16 protein-coding genes are annotated in these 17,109 nt (G+C 69.6%); 9 read left to right on the forward strand and 7 right to left on the reverse strand.

What is annotated here, in order from left to right:
• Window positions 1-101: 101 nt before the first annotated feature.
• Entirely contained in the window at window positions 102-2,015 is a 1,914-nt protein-coding gene (locus H1D24_RS22240) for a streptophobe family protein (RefSeq protein WP_181659389.1), read from the reverse strand.
• Between the two features lie 365 nt (window positions 2,016-2,380).
• Between H1D24_RS22240 and H1D24_RS22245 the strand changes: the two genes are divergently transcribed.
• Entirely contained in the window at window positions 2,381-4,906 is a 2,526-nt protein-coding gene (locus H1D24_RS22245; RefSeq protein ID WP_181659390.1) for an ABC transporter ATP-binding protein/permease, read from the forward strand.
• Between the two features lie 151 nt (window positions 4,907-5,057).
• On the opposite strand, the gene H1D24_RS22250 is transcribed toward H1D24_RS22245, so the two are convergent.
• Together H1D24_RS22250 and H1D24_RS22255 are read right to left on the reverse strand one after the other, a co-directional pair.
• Entirely contained in the window at window positions 5,058-5,804 is a 747-nt protein-coding gene (locus tag H1D24_RS22250; protein ID WP_181659391.1) for a transglycosylase SLT domain-containing protein, read from the reverse strand.
• Window positions 5,805-6,095: 291 nt separating this feature from the next.
• Window positions 6,096-7,400, reverse strand: a complete 1,305-nt coding sequence (locus tag H1D24_RS22255; protein WP_181659392.1) for an SDR family NAD(P)-dependent oxidoreductase — start codon at window positions 7,398-7,400, stop codon at window positions 6,096-6,098.
• A 213-nt stretch (window positions 7,401-7,613) separates the two neighbouring features.
• Between H1D24_RS22255 and H1D24_RS22260 the strand changes: the two genes are divergently transcribed.
• The 4 genes from H1D24_RS22260 (at window position 7,614) to H1D24_RS22275 (ending at window position 10,309) form a co-directional block, all read left to right on the forward strand.
• Entirely contained in the window at window positions 7,614-8,759 is a 1,146-nt protein-coding gene (locus tag H1D24_RS22260; RefSeq protein ID WP_181659393.1) for a GAF domain-containing sensor histidine kinase, read from the forward strand.
• Window positions 8,752-9,393 (forward strand): response regulator, encoded by a 642-nt coding sequence (locus H1D24_RS22265; RefSeq protein ID WP_181659394.1) that lies wholly within the window; start codon window positions 8,752-8,754, stop codon window positions 9,391-9,393. The genes H1D24_RS22260 and H1D24_RS22265 overlap by 8 nt, the downstream gene beginning before the upstream one ends.
• Before the next feature lie 198 nt (window positions 9,394-9,591).
• Window positions 9,592-9,837 carry a chaplin gene (locus tag H1D24_RS22270; RefSeq protein ID WP_181659395.1) on the forward strand — a complete coding sequence of 82 codons (246 nt, stop codon included), beginning with the start codon at window positions 9,592-9,594 and terminating at the stop codon, window positions 9,835-9,837.
• Between the two features lie 232 nt (window positions 9,838-10,069).
• Window positions 10,070-10,309, forward strand: coding sequence for a chaplin (locus tag H1D24_RS22275; protein ID WP_181659396.1), 240 nt, complete (start codon window positions 10,070-10,072; stop codon window positions 10,307-10,309).
• A gap of 60 nt (window positions 10,310-10,369) precedes the next feature.
• Here the strand turns inward: H1D24_RS22275 and H1D24_RS22280 are convergent, their stop codons facing one another.
• The gene (locus tag H1D24_RS22280) at window positions 10,370-11,152 is read right to left on the reverse strand and encodes an Rv1486c family protein (protein WP_181659397.1); all 783 of its coding nucleotides are present in this window, start codon (window positions 11,150-11,152) and stop codon (window positions 10,370-10,372) included.
• 121 nt (window positions 11,153-11,273) lie between these two features.
• On the opposite strand from H1D24_RS22280, the gene H1D24_RS22285 reads away from it, so the two are divergent.
• From H1D24_RS22285 to H1D24_RS22295, 3 genes are all read left to right on the forward strand, one after another.
• Window positions 11,274-12,065, forward strand: coding sequence for an ABC transporter ATP-binding protein (locus tag H1D24_RS22285; RefSeq protein WP_181659398.1), 792 nt, complete (start codon window positions 11,274-11,276; stop codon window positions 12,063-12,065).
• A 63-nt stretch (window positions 12,066-12,128) separates the two neighbouring features.
• Window positions 12,129-12,557: an NfeD family protein gene (locus H1D24_RS22290; protein ID WP_181659399.1), complete on the forward strand. Its 429-nt coding sequence runs from the start codon at window positions 12,129-12,131 to the stop codon at window positions 12,555-12,557.
• Window positions 12,558-12,732: 175 nt separating this feature from the next.
• The gene (locus tag H1D24_RS22295) at window positions 12,733-13,680 is read left to right on the forward strand and encodes an SPFH domain-containing protein (protein WP_181659400.1); all 948 of its coding nucleotides are present in this window, start codon (window positions 12,733-12,735) and stop codon (window positions 13,678-13,680) included.
• Window positions 13,681-13,742: 62 nt separating this feature from the next.
• Here the strand turns inward: H1D24_RS22295 and H1D24_RS22300 are convergent, their stop codons facing one another.
• The 3 genes from H1D24_RS22300 to H1D24_RS22310 all read right to left on the reverse strand — a co-directional run bounded on the left by H1D24_RS22300 (window position 13,743) and on the right by H1D24_RS22310 (window position 15,908).
• Window positions 13,743-14,249 (reverse strand): HNH endonuclease, encoded by a 507-nt coding sequence (locus H1D24_RS22300; RefSeq protein ID WP_181659401.1) that lies wholly within the window; start codon window positions 14,247-14,249, stop codon window positions 13,743-13,745.
• Between the two features lie 286 nt (window positions 14,250-14,535).
• Window positions 14,536-15,075 (reverse strand): YbhB/YbcL family Raf kinase inhibitor-like protein, encoded by a 540-nt coding sequence (locus H1D24_RS22305; protein WP_181659402.1) that lies wholly within the window; start codon window positions 15,073-15,075, stop codon window positions 14,536-14,538.
• Window positions 15,076-15,125: 50 nt separating this feature from the next.
• Window positions 15,126-15,908 (reverse strand): sporulation protein, encoded by a 783-nt coding sequence (locus H1D24_RS22310; protein WP_181659403.1) that lies wholly within the window; start codon window positions 15,906-15,908, stop codon window positions 15,126-15,128.
• A gap of 184 nt (window positions 15,909-16,092) precedes the next feature.
• Here H1D24_RS22310 and H1D24_RS22315 point away from each other — a divergent pair, with 184 nt between their 5' ends.
• A complete protein-coding gene (locus H1D24_RS22315; RefSeq protein ID WP_181659404.1) occupies window positions 16,093-16,743 on the forward strand; it encodes a DNA-3-methyladenine glycosylase in 651 nt (216 codons plus the stop codon).
• The last annotated feature ends 366 nt before the right edge of the window (window positions 16,744-17,109 follow it).

Here is a 17,109-nt window from a genome sequence, read left to right on the forward strand (position 1 = left end):
CAGTGCCTGCCGCGCCTGCGGTCCGCGTACCGGACAGAGGCAGGAAACACGGCTCGGCACCTGGCTGCCTGCCAGGCGAATACCAGGTGAACGCCCCGCACTCAGCGACCGCGCCCCCCAGGCGCCCCTGGTGACGGCGGACCCTCCTCGGCAGGCGGTGGAGGAGGCGGAGGCGGCGGCCACCCTGCACCGGGGGGCCGCGGACCCGGACGGGGAGGGGGCGGCGTGATCGGGCCCATCACCGTGGGCGCGCTGTACACGTCGCGGGGCGGCCTCGGCGCCTCGTCAGGCGATCGGAAGGCCTCGTCGGGCGGCCGGAAGGCCTCGTCCGGCGGTCGGAGATACGGATTGGTCTCGTCGTGGGAGGGGCGATAGTGACTGGTGGGGCTGTAGGGACCCGAGTCGTGTGCGGGCTGCGGATACGTACGGTCCGGCGCCGGCCCCGAGCGCCTGTCCCGGCCGGTCAGCGCGAGGGGCGCCACGCGCGTGCCGGCCGCACCTGTGGCGTACGCGAGGAGCGCCCCCGCCGCGCCCGCGCCCGCGCCCCACGCCGCGCCCAGGAGCAGCGCCATCGCTGCGTTCCCGTGCAGCTCGATCCCGGCACCGAAGGCGTCGAAGCCGAGCACGGACAGCGAGGCACCCACGGACACATCCGTCAGCCACACGAGCAGGGGGAGCCCCAGCGCCGTCACGACACCGAGCCGCAGCGCGCACTGCCCGGCGAACCCCAGGACGCCGGGTCCGCCGCGGCCGCGCACCGCATCCGTACCCGCACCGCTCATGCTGCCGACACCGCTCATGCTGCCGGCACCGGCTCCACGGCCGGAACCACCGGCGACCGCCGCCGCAGGGTCCCTCGTCCCGACCCCGCCGCCGGCCCCCACAGCACCGACGAAAGGCGTACGCACAGCGGTCAGCACCCCCGCGAACAGCATCATCAGCGCAGCCCCGGCCCCCAGGAACCACACCGAGCCGTGCAGTTCCGCGAGACGCCCCAGCGTGATCGTCTCGTCGGCCGAGACGCGTAACAGCTCGTCCAGGGGATCGGGCAGAAGCTTCGCCAGCTCACCCGTCGCCCGGCCTTCCCATGGCACGAGGAGTCCCAGCGGGATGCCGAGCCAGACGCCGTTGGGCGCGCCCAGCAGCGCGGCGCCCGCGATCCGCCGCGGATGGTCGTCGCCGGTCATCGCGTACGCAGCCGCGGCGAGCCCCGCGGCAACGGCCACCAGCAATACGGTGACCAGCGCCGATGTGGCCGGGCGTACCACCTGGTGCACGGCGTCCCAGCCGCGCGGGAGCGGCGTCCGGCGCGAGGCCAGCACGGCGATCAGCAGGACGCCGGCCACCCATATCGCGCCGCCGAGCAGGGTGGGGCCGGTGTCGACGGTGAAACCGACCGAGGCCTTGGCCTCGGCGAGATCGCCGAGCCGGTCCGGCAGGAGGCCGCCGATGTCCCCGATGTCACCGAGCCCCAGGCCGTCCCCGATGCCACCGAGGTCCTCCGGCAGGTCGCCGGCCGGCAGATCGTCCAGGCCGAGCGCGCCGCCGTCGATCGTGATGACGTCATGACCCGCCCAGGCCAGCCCGCCCAGCATCGCCAGGAAGAGCACGACCACCGACCCCGCGCGCGCGAGGAGTTCGGCGGGTGAGATCACAACACCCGCCCCGCGCAAGGACCGCAGAAAGAAATGGGCCAGCAGCAGCGCACCCACGAGACTCACGCCGAGTGGCGCGATATCGATCGCCGTGTCCGCCTGGGCGCCCTCGAGGCCGAACGCCGACACGTCACCGGACGGCGTGACCGACCCGCCCGCGCCGAGCGCCACCACCGCAGCCGTCATCGGCCCGAGAGACCCCGCCGTATCGGTGCCGAGCAGATGCAGCCCCAGGGCGGCCGTCACCGCCATGCCGATCAGGGCCCAGCTCACAGCGGCTGTCGCGGAGAGCAACACGTCCACCCAATGCACCCTCCGGGCACCGCTGTTGACATCGCCCTTGCGCCCGCCGGTCTCCATCAGGACCCCCCGATCCGTACCGCGATGCCCTGTTCGCTCCGGATGATCATGATCCGTAAGCACTCATGGGCGCTTACCACTCTCCGGGCCGGTATCTGCCCCGTCAACCGGGCGACCCCGGGGGCCCGTACGCAGTCGCCCGGAGACCAGTACACAGTCGCCCGCGAGCCTCGTACGCGCTCGCCCGCGAGCCTCGTACGCGCTCGCCCGGGAGTCCCGTCCCGCTCCGGGCGCGGTACCCACTCTTCACAAGGCGCGGCTTTCGGGCGGAGGGATCAGCCTGGAATAGTTCCTCACGATGTTCGACATCCCTAGACTCCCATCGACGGGGGCAAAACTCGGGGGACAACTCAGTGGGGCATGGAGTGCCTGAACTCGTACTGGAATTGAACGGACAAACCTGGACGCTCGACTCGTCCAGGTCCTACACCCTCGGACGCGATCCGCAGGGGGACATCGTGTTCGACGACGCCCGGGTCTCCTGGCGTCACGCCACGATCAGCTGGGGCGGGCGCAGTTGGGTCATCGAGGACCATGGCAGCACGAACGGCACCTATGTGCAGGGCCAGCGAATCCACCAGATGGAAATAGGCCCGGGCTCGGCCGTGCACCTCGGCAATGCGACGGACGGCCCGCTGCTGAACGTCCAGGGTGCCGCCGCCATGGCCACGCCGCAGCAGGGCAAGCAGCCCGCGCAGCAGGCGCCGGGCGCTGGTCCGGGCTGGGCGCAGCAGGCCCCGCTGCAGGAGCAGCACCCGCAGCAGCAGGCCCCCCAACAGGCCTGGCAGAAGCCGCAGCAGGCAGCCACGGGGATCCCGCACCAGCAGGGACCGGGCGACGACGTCGCGAGCGCCCCGCCGGTCTACGGCGACCGCAGCCCCACGACGTTCCACCAGCTGGCCCTCGGCCGTGTGATGCGCATCGGCCGTGCGCTCGAGAACGACCTTGTCGTCTCCGACCTCCAGGTCTCGCGCCACCACGCCGAGTTCCACGCGACGCCCGACGGCCGCTTCGAGATACGCGACCTCGGCTCCCACAACGGCACGTACGTCAACGGCCAGCCGATCGCCAAGGGCGGCTCCGCACTCCTCGGCCCGAACGACATCGTCGGTGTCGGCCACTCGACGTTCCGGCTCGTCGGCGACCGCCTCGAGGAGTTCGTCGACACTGGTGAGGTCTCCTTCTCCGCGCGCCATCTGACCGTCACGGTCGACGGCGGCAAGCAGATCCTGAAGGACGTGTCCTTCGGCGTCCCGGAGAAGTCCCTCATCGCGGTCATCGGCCCGTCAGGTTCCGGCAAGTCGACACTGCTGAAGGCGCTCACCGGTTACCGCCCCGCCGACCAGGGCGACGTTCTCTACGACAACCGGAACCTGTACAAGCAGTTCGCAGAGCTGCGCCAGCGCATCGGCCTGGTCCCGCAGGACGACATCCTGCACAAGGAGCTGACCGTCAAGAAGGCCCTCAAGTACGCGGCCAAGCTGCGCTTCCCCGCGGACACCACGTCGGCCGAGCGCGAAGCCCGTATAGACGAGGTCCTGCGCGAGCTGAAGCTGGACATCCACAAGGAGAAGAAGGTCACGTCCCTCTCCGGCGGCCAGCGCAAGCGCGTCTCGGTCGCCCTGGAGCTGCTGACCAAGCCGTCCCTGATCTTCCTGGACGAGCCGACCTCCGGCCTCGACCCGGGCATGGACCGCGACGTCATGCAGCTGCTCCGCGGCCTCGCCGACGACGGCCGTACGGTCCTGGTCGTCACGCACTCCGTGGCCGAGCTGGCGCTCTGCGACAAGCTCCTGGTCATGGCCCCGGGCGGTTCGGTTGCGTACTTCGGCCCGCCCGAGGAGGCGCTCAACTTCTTCGGCTACGACACCTGGGCCGACGTCTTCTCCGCCTTCGAGAACTACCGCGACTACGACTGGGCGGGCCGCTGGAAGGGCTCGCAGCACTACCAGATGTACGCCGCGGACATCGACGCCGTCGCCCCGCAGTCGATGCAGATGCCGCCGCCGCAGGCGGTCCGCCCGCCCAAGCCGCAGAGCTGGGGCTCCCAGCTGTGGACCCTCATCCGGCGCTACGTCTCGGTGATCGCGTCCGACAAGGGCTTCATGGCGCTCATGCTGATCCTGCCGGCGGTGCTCGGTGTGGTCAGCCTGCTCATCGAGCCCGACCAGGGGCTGCTGCCCAACCGGCCCCGCGCCAACGGCGCCATCACCCCCAACGGCACGGCCACCACCGTCCTGCTGATCCTCGCGGTGGGCGCCTGCTTCGCCGGTGCCGCCAACTCGGTCCGCGAGCTCATCAAGGAACGCGTGATCTACGAGCGGGAGCGCGCCACCGGCCTGTCCCGCTCGGCGTATCTGATGTCCAAGGTCATCGTCCTCGGCATGATCACGGTCATCCAGGGCGGGATCGTGGGCGGCATAGGCTTCGCGGTGCGCGACATCCCCGACGAGGGGCTCGTCCTCGGCAAGCTGACGCTCCTCGAGTTGGCCCTGCCGATCATGGCGCTCGGCTTCACCTCGATGATGTTCGGCCTGATCATCTCCGCGCTGGTGAAGACCTCGGAGAAGACCATGCCGCTCCTGGTGATGTTCGCGATCGTCCAGGTCGTCTTCACCGGCTGCCTCTTCATCCTGCACGGCAGTCCCGGTGTGAACGAGTTCTCGTATCTGATGCCGTCCCGCTGGGCGGTTGCGGCCGCGGGCACCACTCTCGACTTCAACCTCGTCAGCCCTAACACCGACGATCCGGGGAGCACGGACCCGCTGTGGGACCACGAGGCGTCCCAGTGGTTCATCGACATGGGCGCGCTGCTCGCCCTCGGCGCGCTCTGCGGCTTCCTAGTGGCCCGCTTCCTGCGCCGCCACGAGCCGGAGGTCATGCGCAAGTAGGCACTGACCGGCATCGAACGGTATTGACCGGCATCGAACGGTATGTGCCGAGTGGGCCGCGGTTCGGACAACGCGAAGGGCGGCACCCCGCGGGTGCCGCCCTTCGGCGTTACTTCGGCGTTTTCCTGAGGCCCAGAGGTCCCGAAGAGACTCAGTAGGCGCCGAAGACGTTATCCATCGACCCGTAGCGGTCGGCCGCGTAGTTGGCCGCGGCGGTGATGTTGGCGACCGGGTCGTAGATGTTCCAGGACGTGCCCGGGACGTGGTACGCGTTGAACGTCGGCTGGATGACCTGCAGCAGGCCCTTCGACGGGACACCGTTCTTGGCGTTGATGTCCCAGTTGTTGATGGCCATCGGGTTGCCCGACGACTCACGCATGATGTTGCGGTACAGCCCGTTGTAGGTGCCCGGGATCTTGTGCTTCTTCATGACGTCGAGGGACTCGCGGATCCAGCCGTCGAGGTTGTTGGCGTAGGTCTTCGCCGCGACCGGGGTGGCCACCGCGGCGCGCTCGGTCGAGCGGCTCACGGCAGGGGCGACCTTGCGCTCCTGCTGGGCCTCCGCCTTGGCCTCCGCCTTGGCCTTGGCCTCGGCCTTCTGCTTGGCGGCGGCCTCCTGCTGCGCCTTCAGGCGGGCGGCGGCGTCCTGGGCCTTCAGGTTGGCGTTCGCCAGCTGGTCGGTGACGCTCGCCTTGATGTCCTTGGCGGTGCCGGTGGCGGCCAGGCCGACCGGGGCTGCCGCGGCAGCGGCCTGGGTCTCCTGGACCTGGGCCTCGGACGAGGCGGGCACGACGGTGAACGCGACGGCCGCGGCGCCGAGCGTGGCGACACCGGCGAGGGAGAACTTCTGGGTCTTCTTCAGACGGCGATCACCGGACTTGGCATGGAAAATCGACATGGGTGTAGGACCTCTTCGAGTAGCTGGAGTCGCTCTCGGCCGGCAGGGACGTGTTTCCGGCACAAACGCCGCGGGTAAGCTCCCGCGGCGCCGAGCGACGGCAGCCATTCTTAGCGGCCGCAAAATCCTGGGGCAAAGGTGTGACGTACGATCCGAGGTAGTGGATCACGAAACGGACTTATGGCGCCGAAAGGCCCTCTTACCCCAGTGATAGGACTTTCGTCCCCTACTAGGTCACTTCGTACGTGATGTGCGCCCTATGTGCGGGCTCACATGGCGCCCATTGGTTTCTCACCCATAGTTTCCGGGGCAATGCTCCCCGTGGTCGGACATTTCGGGCAGCAGGAGATGGGTGTCGCCGAACTCGTGCCACAGGTATCCGAACCGCAGCGCTTCCCCGTAACCACGGCTGATCGTCCGCCGTCCGGCGATCGCCTCCAACATCAGCAGGTGAGAGGCCTCCGGCTCGTGCAGTCCGGTCAGCAGGCCGTCGACCACGCGCACGCCGCGCTCCGGCGTGATCACCAGATCCGTCCAGCCCGATGCCGCCCGCACGATCCCGTCGGATCCGGTCGCGGACTCCACCGCGCGCACGGCCGTCGTACCCACCGCAATGACCCGCCCGTCCCCCCGCCGCACCGCATTGATGAGCCGCGCCGAGTGCTCGGAGACGGTGAATCGCTCCGGATACGGCGGCTCGTGGGCCTCCGCCGACGCGACGCCTGTGTGCAAAGTGACAGGTGCGAATTGCACTCCCCGGCTCACCAGCTCCGCCACCAGCCGCGGGGTGAAGGGCCGGGCCGCACTCGGCATCTCCGCGCTCCCCGACCCGTCGGCCGACGGCAGAGCGAACACCGTCTGGTAGGCGGACAGCGGCTGGTCCCGCTCCGTATAGGAGTAGCGAATGGGCCGGCCATGCCGCCGCAGCAGCGCCGGCACGCCCTTCCCCGACGCCCGGGCCCACCACAACCGCCCGCTGCCCGGGCTCAGCGGCTCCTCATATATGAGGCACGCGCACCCGGACAGCTCCACCACTGCTCCCGCAGGTCCGCCCGCACGCGCGCGCGTGGTGCCCCCGCCGTCCGGATCGCGCAGCTCCACGGCCCACCGGCCGTCATCGCCCCGCGTCGAGAAATGCACCACCACGCGTGCGTGCCCGATCCGGCCGTCCACGGCTGCGGCCAGCGTCGGCGACGTGTTGACGATGAGCAGATCGCCGGCGCGCAGCAGCCGAGGCAGCTCCACGAAGTCGTGGTGGGACACCTCTGTACCGCGCGACACCATCAGGAGCACCGCGTCCCGGTCGAGCCCGGGACCGCGCTGCTCGGCCGGCACCCGCGCCGACAGCTCGTCGGGCACCTGGAACGCCAGATCCGGAGGCCGACCCGCGGTCAGACCCATGGCATGGGCTCCACAAGGGACGTCCCCCGCCAGGGCCACCACGTGCGTTCCGTGTTTCCGCAGTTCCTGTGCCGTCGTCTCCAGCGGTCCAGCGGAGCGCGCATCCAGTACGAGGTCCCAGCCCCGCTCGGCCAGGGCAGCGCTCAGTGCACGCCCGAAACCCTTCCCAGCCCCCGTGATGATCGCCACAGGCATGACGTCCGTCCCCTCGTCGCACCAGGCACCGCCGTCCCGGCGGCCGCCTCAGATCGGCTCTTCGGCCGCCTTCAACGTAGGAACGGACCCGCCGCAGGCGCCTCGTGCTTGGGCCCGGGCATGCCAGGGCCCTTCGCCTTAAGCCCAGGGCCCTAGGCGGCTGCCGCCACAGGTCCGATACGCCCTGTCACACCGCGCCGGTACGGTGAAGGCATGAGTCACGGCCCCCGGTCCGGCCTGTACGCGGTGAGTTCCGCGCTGTTGGCCATGAGCAGGCACCTCGAGGTGCGCGACGTCCTCAAGACGATCGTCGCCTCGGCCCGCGAGCTGCTCGACGCGGAGTACGCGGCGCTCGGCGTGCCGGACGACCACGGCGGCTTCGCGCAGTTCGTGGTCGACGGGGTCAGCGACGAGCAGTGGAAGGCCATCGGCCCGCTCCCGCGCCAGCACGGCATCCTCGCCGCGATGCTGCACGAGGCGAGGCCCCAGCGCCTCGCCGACGTACGTCAGGACCCCCGCTTCGAGGGCTGGCCGTCCGCCCACCCGGACATGTCCGACTTCCTCGGCCTGCCCATCCGCGACGGCGACGAGACCATCGGCGCACTCTTCCTCGCCAACAAGAGGTGCCCCAAGCCCCAAGGCGGCTGCGGCTTCACCGAGGAGGACGAGGAGCTGCTGTCGATCCTCGCCCAGCACGCCGCCATCGCCCTCACCAACGCCCGGCTGTACGAGCGCAGCCGCGAGCTCACCATCGCCGAGGAGCGCTCCCGCCTCGCCCATGAGCTGCACGACGCCGTCAGCCAGAAGCTCTTCTCGCTGCGTCTGACCGCCCAGGCCGCGACCACCCTGGTCGACCGCGACCCGTCGCGCGCGAAGGGCGAGCTGCAGCACGTGGCGGCGCTCGCCGCGGAGGCCGCGGACGAACTGCGCGCCGCCGTCGTCGAGCTGCGCCCCGCCGCCCTCGACGAGGACGGCCTGGTCGCCACCCTGCGCACCCAGGTCCAGGTCCTGGACCGCGCCCACTCCGCGCGGGTCACCTTCGCGTCCGGCGGAGTGCGCGCCCTGCCCGCCGCGCAGGAGGAGGCCATGCTGCGGGTCGCCCAGGAAGCCCTGCACAACGCGCTGCGCCACTCCGGCGCCGAGCGCGTGGACGTTCTCCTCGCCAAACGCGGGCCGGGCGCGGTGCTCCGGGTCACCGACGACGGCAGTGGCTTCGATCCACGCGCGATACGACGGGCGGGGCGCCACCTGGGCCTCGTGTCGATGCGCGACCGGGCAAGCGGCGTCGGCGGGGCGCTGACCGTGGAATCGGCGCCCGGCAAGGGCACCACGATCGAGATGGAGGTTCCCGGTGGCTGACCCGATCAAGGTCCTGCTCGTAGACGATCACCAGGTGGTCCGCCGCGGCCTGCGCACCTTCCTCGAGGTGCAGGACGACATCGAGGTCGTGGGAGAGGCGGCCGACGGCGCCGAAGGCGTCGCCCAGGCCGAGCAGCTGAAACCGGACGTCGTCCTGATGGACGTCAAGATGCCGGGCATGGACGGCATCGAGGCCCTGCGGAAACTCCGCGAACTCGACAACCCCGCGCGCGTGCTCATCGTCACCAGCTTCACCGAGCAGCGCACGGTCGTCCCCGCCCTGCGCGCGGGCGCCGCCGGGTACGTCTACAAGGACATCGACCCGGACGCGCTCGCCGGAGCCATCCGCTCCGTCCACGCCGGCCATGTGCTGCTCCAGCCGGAGGTCGCCGGCGCCCTGCTGTCCCAGGAGGAGACGGGCAACAGCCAGGGGAGGGGCGGCTCGCTCACCGAGCGGGAGCGGGAGGTGCTGGGCCTGATCGCGGACGGGCGCTCCAACCGGGAGATAGCCCGCGCCCTCGTCCTCTCCGAGAAGACGGTCAAGACGCACGTGTCGAACATCCTGATGAAGCTCGACCTTGCGGACCGCACCCAGGCCGCGCTGTGGGCCGTACGACACGGCGTGACCGGCTGATCTCCACAGCCGATCGTGCTGCTGACCTCCCATGGCAGGGCACGGCAGCGAGCGGTGACGCGGACGGTTCCAATCCAGGCCGAGATTCATACTGTCGTGTGGATGTCCCTCTGATGGCGTATCCCGCGTGGGTCCCCGGCCGTTCTCCAGGCGTGCTGCGGTACTTGGCCGCAGTGATCGCTAGGAGGGTCCAAGAAAGTGAAGAACCTGAAGAAGGCCATGGCTGTCACGATGGTGGCGGGGGGCCTGGTTGCCGCCGGTGCCGGTCTCGCCTCCGCCACCGAGGGTGCGCACGCGGGCGGCAGCGCCAGCCACTCCCCGGGTATCGGTTCGGGCAACCTGATCCAGGCGCCGGTGCACGTCCCGGTGAACGCGGTCGGCAACACTGTGAACGTCGTCGGCGCCCTGAACCCCGCCTTCGGTAACTACGGGTTCAACGGCTGACAAAGCACCTCAGGTCAATCGCTGACCACCACCGGCCCCCAGAGGATTCAACTCGGGGGCCGGTCCGCGTTCCCGGGAGCATGATCCGCTTATTGGTCTGTTCCGTGCCGTTGTGTGCGCCTTCTGGGTACATCGACCGTCCCTCCCGTGCCATCGGGCGGACGGGCTCCGTTCCCCAGTGCATGCGACCCCGTGGACGGGGTCGAAACGCTCAGCAGGAGGAACGCTTCCCATGAACATCGCAAAGAAGGCAGCCCTGACCGTCGCCGTCGCCGGTATCGCCGCGGGCGCGTCCGCGGGGGCCGCGGTCGCGGACGCCAACGCCAGCGGCGCGGCCACCGGATCGCCCGGCATCCTCTCGGGCAACGTCATTCAGCTCCCGGTTCACGTCCCCGCCAACGTCACCGGCAACACGGTCAACGTGGTCGGGCTGCTCAACCCGGCTTCCGACAACCAGTCGTCGAACAGCTGACGCGCCCCACTCGGGTCTCGGGCCCCGCGAACCTCAGCGGGTTCGCGGGGCTCTTCGTGTCTATCCCCGCTCCCGCTCCTCCACGTATGCGTTGTACGCCGCCACCTGCGCCCGGCGCGCCGTGCGCTCCACGGGCCGCAGAGCCTGGGCCCGCGCCGCCATCTCCGACGCGCTCACAGCCCCGCCGTGCCCGTTCTCGTACGCCACCGAGATCAGCAGCCCCACGCGCTGCGCCAGCTCCAGGACCCGTACCGCCCGCGGCGGATACCCCGGCGCGAGCACCTCGCGACCCCGCTCGGCCCGCGCCCGGTACGCATCGATCGCCGCCTCCGCGACAGGACCCGAGCCGGCGACGTCGAGCCGCGACAGCACCGCCGTCGCCTCCCGCAGCGCCTCCGCCAGCTCCCGTTCGGCCTCGCCGAGCGAGGGCACATCGGCCGGCGGAGCCTCCCGTACGGGCAGGCAGTGCCAGACGACCTCCACATGGACATCGCCGTCGGGCCCCACCTCGTACACCTCCGGTACGAGGCCCAGCGCGGCGCCCTGGCACACCACCGCCTCCTCCGCCTCCAGCGCCCGCGCGTTGAACTCGGGCGGTCCGCTCAGCCCCAGCGGATGCCCGGGCGCGGGCAGCGCGACCCGCAGGCCCGTCGTGCCCAGGGCGCGCAGCCGCCCCAGCGCGAGCGTCAGCCCGACCGGAGAGGTCTCCCCGGGGAGCCCCTCCACCCGATGGATCGCGTCATCGCCGACGATCGCGTCCGCGGCGTCATCCGGTGCAACAAACCCGGCCAAAAGGGCATTTCCCCATGCGGCCAGCCGTCCTGAGCGTGGTTCCGAGAGCATGCACCCAGCCTAAGGACCGGGCTAGCGGCCGGACCGCCCGACCGGTGGCGTAGGTTTTCCCTGGGGGCTGCGCCCACAGGCGCACGCGACAGCCGAGACTGCAATGGGAGACAGTGCGCTCATGAGCGATGTACTGGAGCTGGAGGACGTATCCGTGGTCCGCGAGGGCCGGGCTCTGGTGGACCAGGTCTCCTGGTCGGTGAAGGAGGGGGAGCGCTGGGTGATCCTCGGCCCGAACGGCGCCGGAAAAACGACCCTCCTGAATGTCGCGTCCAGTTACCTCTTCCCGACCAAGGGCACCGCCACCATCCTCGGCGAGACCCTCGGCAAGGTCGACGTCTTCGAACTCCGCCCGCGCATCGGCATGGCCGGCATCGCCATGGCCGAGAAGCTCCCCAAGCGCCAGACCGTCCTCCAGACCGTGCTCACCGCCGCATACGGCATGACCGCCGGCTGGCACGAGGACTACGAGGACGTCGACGAGCAGCGCGCCCGCGCCTTCCTCGACCGCCTCGGCATGAGCGACTACCTGGACCGCAAGTTCGGCACGCTCTCCGAGGGCGAGCGCAAGCGCACCCTGATCGCCCGCGCGCTGATGACCGACCCGGAGCTGCTCCTCCTCGACGAGCCGGCGGCGGGCCTGGACCTCGGCGGCCGCGAGGACCTCGTACGCCGCCTCGGCCGCCTGGCCCGCGACCCCCTCGCACCCTCGATGATCATGGTCACGCACCATGTCGAGGAGATCGCCCCCGGCTTCACCCACGTCCTCATGATCCGCCAGGGCAAGGTCATCGCCGCGGGCCCGCTGGAACTCGAGCTCACCTCCCGCAACCTCTCCCACTGCTTCGGCCTCCCCCTGGTCGTCGAGCAGAACGGCGACCGCTGGACCGCACAGGGCCTGCCACTGTCCTGACCCGGCCGCGCGACCCGACCGGGCCCCTGTCCGGGGAAGGACTCGCGGTCCTACCATGACCACGTGGACATCGATGCGTGGGTGTGGTGGCTCATTGGCGCGGCCGCACTGGGAATTCCGCTCGTACTGACCGCGATGCCCGAGTTCGGCATGCTTGCCGTGGGCGCCGTCGCCGCCGCCGTGACCGCGAGTCTCGACGGCGGCATCGTGCTCCAGGTCCTCGTCTTCGCCGTCGTCTCGGTCGCCCTGATCGCCGTCGTACGCCCGATCGCTGCCCGGCACCTGGCCCAGCGCCCCCAACTGGCCACCGGCGTGGAGGCGTTGAAGGGCAGACAGGCCGTCGTGCTCGAGCGCGTGGACGGGTCCGGAGGCCGGATCAAACTCGCCGGCGAGGTCTGGTCGGCACGCGCCCTGGACACCGGGCAGACCTACGAGGTGGGCCAGGAAGTGGACGTCGTGGACATCGACGGCGCCACCGCGGTCGTCATGTGAGGTGGTGATCCGGGGCGTGACCTCGAGTGTGATGTCCCGTCATGTGACCGAACGCCTCCCGTCGCAGGCGGCGTTCTGACAGACTCGACCAGCAAGATCTTCAGGACCCCGAGGTACCTCAACACCCCCGGGATCCAGCGGACATGACGAGTCAAGAAGGGTACGGGGAGCCACGATGGAACCGATCATCATCGTCCTGATCATTCTGGTGGTGCTGGTCTTCATCGCCCTGATCAAGACCATCCAGGTCATCCCACAGGCAAGCGCCGCAATCGTCGAGCGCTTCGGCCGCTACACGAGAACGCTGAACGCGGGCCTGAACATCGTCGTCCCGTTCATCGACTCCATCCGCAACCGCATCGACCTCCGCGAGCAGGTCGTACCCTTCCCGCCCCAGCCGGTGATCACCCAGGACAACCTGGTCGTCAACATCGACACGGTCATCTACTACCAGGTGACCGACGCGCGTGCCGCGACCTACGAAGTCGCCAGCTACATCCAGGCGATCGAGCAACTCACCGTCACCACCCTCCGCAACATCATCGGCGGCATGGACCTCGAGCGGACGCTCACCTCCCGTGAGGAGATCAACGCGGCACTGCGCGGCGTCCTCGACGAGGCCACCGGCAAGTGGGGCATCCGCGTCAACCGCGTCGAGCTCAAGGCCATCGAGCCGCCCACCTCCATCCAGGACTCGATGGAGAAGCAGATGCGCGCCGACCGTGACAAGCGCGCCGCCATCCTTACCGCCGAAGGTATCCGCCAGTCGCAGATCCTCACCGCCGAGGGTGAGAAGCAGTCCGCGATCCTGCGCGCAGAGGGTGAGGCCAAGGCCGCAGCGCTGCGCGCCGAGGGCGAGGCGCAGGCCGTCCGTACGGTCTTCGAGGCGATCCACGCCGGAGACCCCGACCAGAAGCTCCTCTCCTACCAGTACCTCCAGATGCTCCCGAAGATCGCCGAAGGCGACGCCAACAAGCTCTGGATCGTGCCCAGCGAGATCGGCGACGCCCTCAAGGGCCTGTCGGGCGCCATCGGCAACTTCGGCCCGACGACCGGGGGTTCAGGCAAGCAGAACGGCAACGGCACAGGCACCGAGCGCCGAGAGCAGCCGCGCATCGACTAGGACATGAAGGTGCCCCGCCTCCAGGGGAGGCGGGGCACCTTCATGTCGTCTTCCTGTTGCCGTCACGCGGCCGGCTGCGTCATCCACTCCGGCAGCGACTCCAGATCGTCATGCCCCAGCGCCAGCAGCATCGCGTCCGCAGGAGTCGGCTCGAACGGCTCCCGCAGCAACGGCATACCGGCCTGCTCCGGCGTACGGTCCGCCTTGCGGTGGTTGTCCTCCGCGCACGAGGCCACCGTGTTCAGCCAGGAGTCCGCGCCACCCCGCGACCGCGGCACCACATGGTCCACGGTCGTCGCCCGCCTTCCGCAGTACGCGCACCTGTGCCGGTCCCGTATGAGAACACCGCGCCGCGACCACGGCGCTTGTCTTCGGAACGGCACCCTCACATACCTGCAGAGTCTGATCACCCGCGGCACGGGAAGATCCACCGCGGCCGCGCGCATACGGAGTTCGGGGTGGGCCTGCTCGACGACGGCCTTGTCCTGAAGCACCAGAACGACGGCTCGGTTCAACGTCACCGTCGACAGCGGCTCAAAGCTCGCGTTCAGCACCAGCGTGTCCCGCATCCAGCCCACCTCCCGTGTGCACCGGCCCACCCCCTGGCGGGCTGGGATCAACTCTGGCCGGGCACGCCGAGATGGACAACGCAATATCTGTGCCTCCCGGGCGACTGCGACCACACCACTACCACCGCAGATCCCCGGGCCCCCGGCAACAAAAATGCCCGCCTCTGATCAATTCCAAGACCAGAGGCGGGCAAACGTTCTGTGAACCTTCAGTTCGACGGGTGGCCTGTCGCGTGACGGACGCCTGTCCCTCGGCGCGGGACGGTCATCCCTCGGCCTGGGATGGTTATCCCTCGGCCTGGGACGCGTACTCACCGATCAGCTGTGCACGCGCCAGGGTGTGGAAGCGCAGATTGAACCCGACTACGGCGGGCGACGCGTCGGAGTCAGGACCGAGCTTCTCCTGGTCCACCGCGTACACGGTGAACACATAACGGTGCGCCGGGTCCCCGGGCGGCGGCGCGGCACCCCCGAAGTCCTTCGTCCCGTAGTCGTTCCGCACCTGGATCGCGCCCTCGGGCAGCCCCTCGAACTTGCCGCTGCCCGCACCCGTCGGAAGCTCCGTCACGGACACCGGGATGTCGAACACCGTCCAGTGCCAGAACCCGCTGCCCGTCGGGGCGTCCGGGTCGAAGCACGTCACGGCGAAGCTCCTGGTCTCCGGCGGGAAACCCTCCCACCGCAGATGCGGCGAGGTGTTCCCGGCCGCATAGACCTGAGCGTCCTTCAGCACCGCGCCCGGCTCGACGTCCTCGCTCACCACCGTGAACGAGGGCACCGGCGGATGGAAGTCATGCGGAAGCGGCGGCCTCTTGAGCTCGGTCACGTCTGTACCTCCTGGATCGGCGATGTCTCCGGCCCGAGCCTAGGCGGTGCCTAGAACCAGTTGCGACGGCTGCCGACCTGGGACAGCCACTCATTGAGGTACGCCGCCCAGTCGGTCCCCTGGAAGTCGTGCAGACCGACCCTGAACGCCTTGTACGAGTCGCTGCCCTCACTGAAGAGGCCCGGCTTCTTGTCCATCTCCAGGATGACGTCCATCTCACGGTCGTCCGCGACGAAGCTCAACTCGACCTGGTTCAGCCCGCGGTACTGCTCCGGCGGCAGGAACTCGATCTCCTGGTAGAACGGCAGCTGCTGCCGCGTACCCCGGATGTGACCGCGCTCCATGTCCGCGCTCCTGAACCGGAACCCCAGCTGCCCGAAGCCGTCCAGAAGCGCCTGCTGCGCCGGCAGCGGATGCACGACGATCGGGTCGAGATCACCGGAGTCCACGGCCCGCGCGATCTGCAGCTCGGTGGTCACGCCGATGTTCATGCCGGGCAGCTGACGCCCGGCGAAGCTCGTGATCGGCGTCTCCCAGGGGATGGAGAGCCCGAAAGGCACCGCGTGCACCGCGTCCGCCTGCAGCGAGAAAGCACCACCGAGCCGCATCTTCGTGAACTCGATGTCCTGCTTGACCTCCTGGTCACCCCCCTCGACCTCGACCCGGGCCTGAAGACCGACCGACAGCCCCTCGATCTCCTGGTCGACGGACCCACCCTGAATCCGCACCTCGCCCTGGACGACACCGCCCGGCACCACATTGACCTCGGTCAGGACCGTCTCGACCGACGCCCCACCAGCTCCCAGGCTCGCCAGCAGCCTCTTGAACCCCATGTCTCTCCTCCCCGGGAGGCGCCTGTCGGCCAGACGCGATCCCTGATCACTGATCCTTGATCCTCGGGCCCTTGATCCTTAGAAACGCGACCGGACCCCGGCCGGTTCCGAGCCATCACCCTGGCAAGCAGCAGGGCCCACGGCCACCCGCGCGTGCACACTGGTTGCACTACGCTCGTACGCCATGATCACGGCCCCCGACCGTACGCCCCTCAGCCGGGAGTTCTTCGACCGCCCCGTCCTGCAGGTCGCACCGGACCTGCTGGGCCGCATCCTCGTGCGCAACACCCCGGAGGGCCCGATCGAACTCCGCCTCACGGAGGTCGAGGCATACGCGGGTACGGACGACCCGGGCTCCCATGCCTATCGCGGCCGCACCGCGCGCAACGACGTGATGTTCGGCCCGCCTGGTCACGTGTACGTCTACTTCACCTACGGCATGTGGCACTGCATGAATCTGGTCTGCGGCCCGGAAGGCATGGCGAGCGCGGTCCTGCTCCGCGCCGGCGAGATCACGGAGGGCGCCGACCTCGCCCGCAAACGTCGACTCTCGGCCCGCACCGACAAGGAACTGGCCAAAGGTCCGGCACGACTGGCGACGGCCCTGGGCGTGGACCGGGCGCTCGACGGCAGCGACATATGTGCAGGCCCCGACGCCCCGCTCAGCATCCTCACGGGCACGCCCGTACGTCCTGGCCAGGTCCGCAACGGTCCCCGCACCGGAGTCGCCGGCGACGGTGGCGACGGAGAGGCCCACCCCTGGCGCTACTGGATCGCCAACGACCCCACGGTGAGCCAGTATCGGGCCCACACGCCGCGCCGGCGCCGTACTTGACTCGCCCCTGGGCGGGGCGTAACGTAGCCCGAGCCGCTTGAACCGGGTACGGCGTTCAGCCAGCAGCCGGAAGCGGCCAAACCCCACTACTCAGCAAGGACCTCCCCATCAGCGGGTGCTTATTTCCTGTGCCTTTTGTGTGCCGGATCTGAGCTCGCGAAGCTCAATTATGAGCAGCCGGGAGAATCGGCTAACGTAGTGAATGTCGAAAGGCCGCGAGGCCCAAAAGACACAGTGTGAATATCCCGCTTACGGGATGCCCGCCGACAGGGAATCGGATCGGAAAACGATCTGATAGAGTCGGAAACGCAAGACCGAAGGGAAGCGCCCGGAGGAAAGCCTGAGAGAGTCTCTCGGGTGAGTACG

It is taken from the genome of Streptomyces himalayensis subsp. himalayensis (genome assembly GCF_013778455.1).
Classification (GTDB): Bacteria; Actinomycetota; Actinomycetes; order Streptomycetales; family Streptomycetaceae; genus Streptomyces; species Streptomyces himalayensis.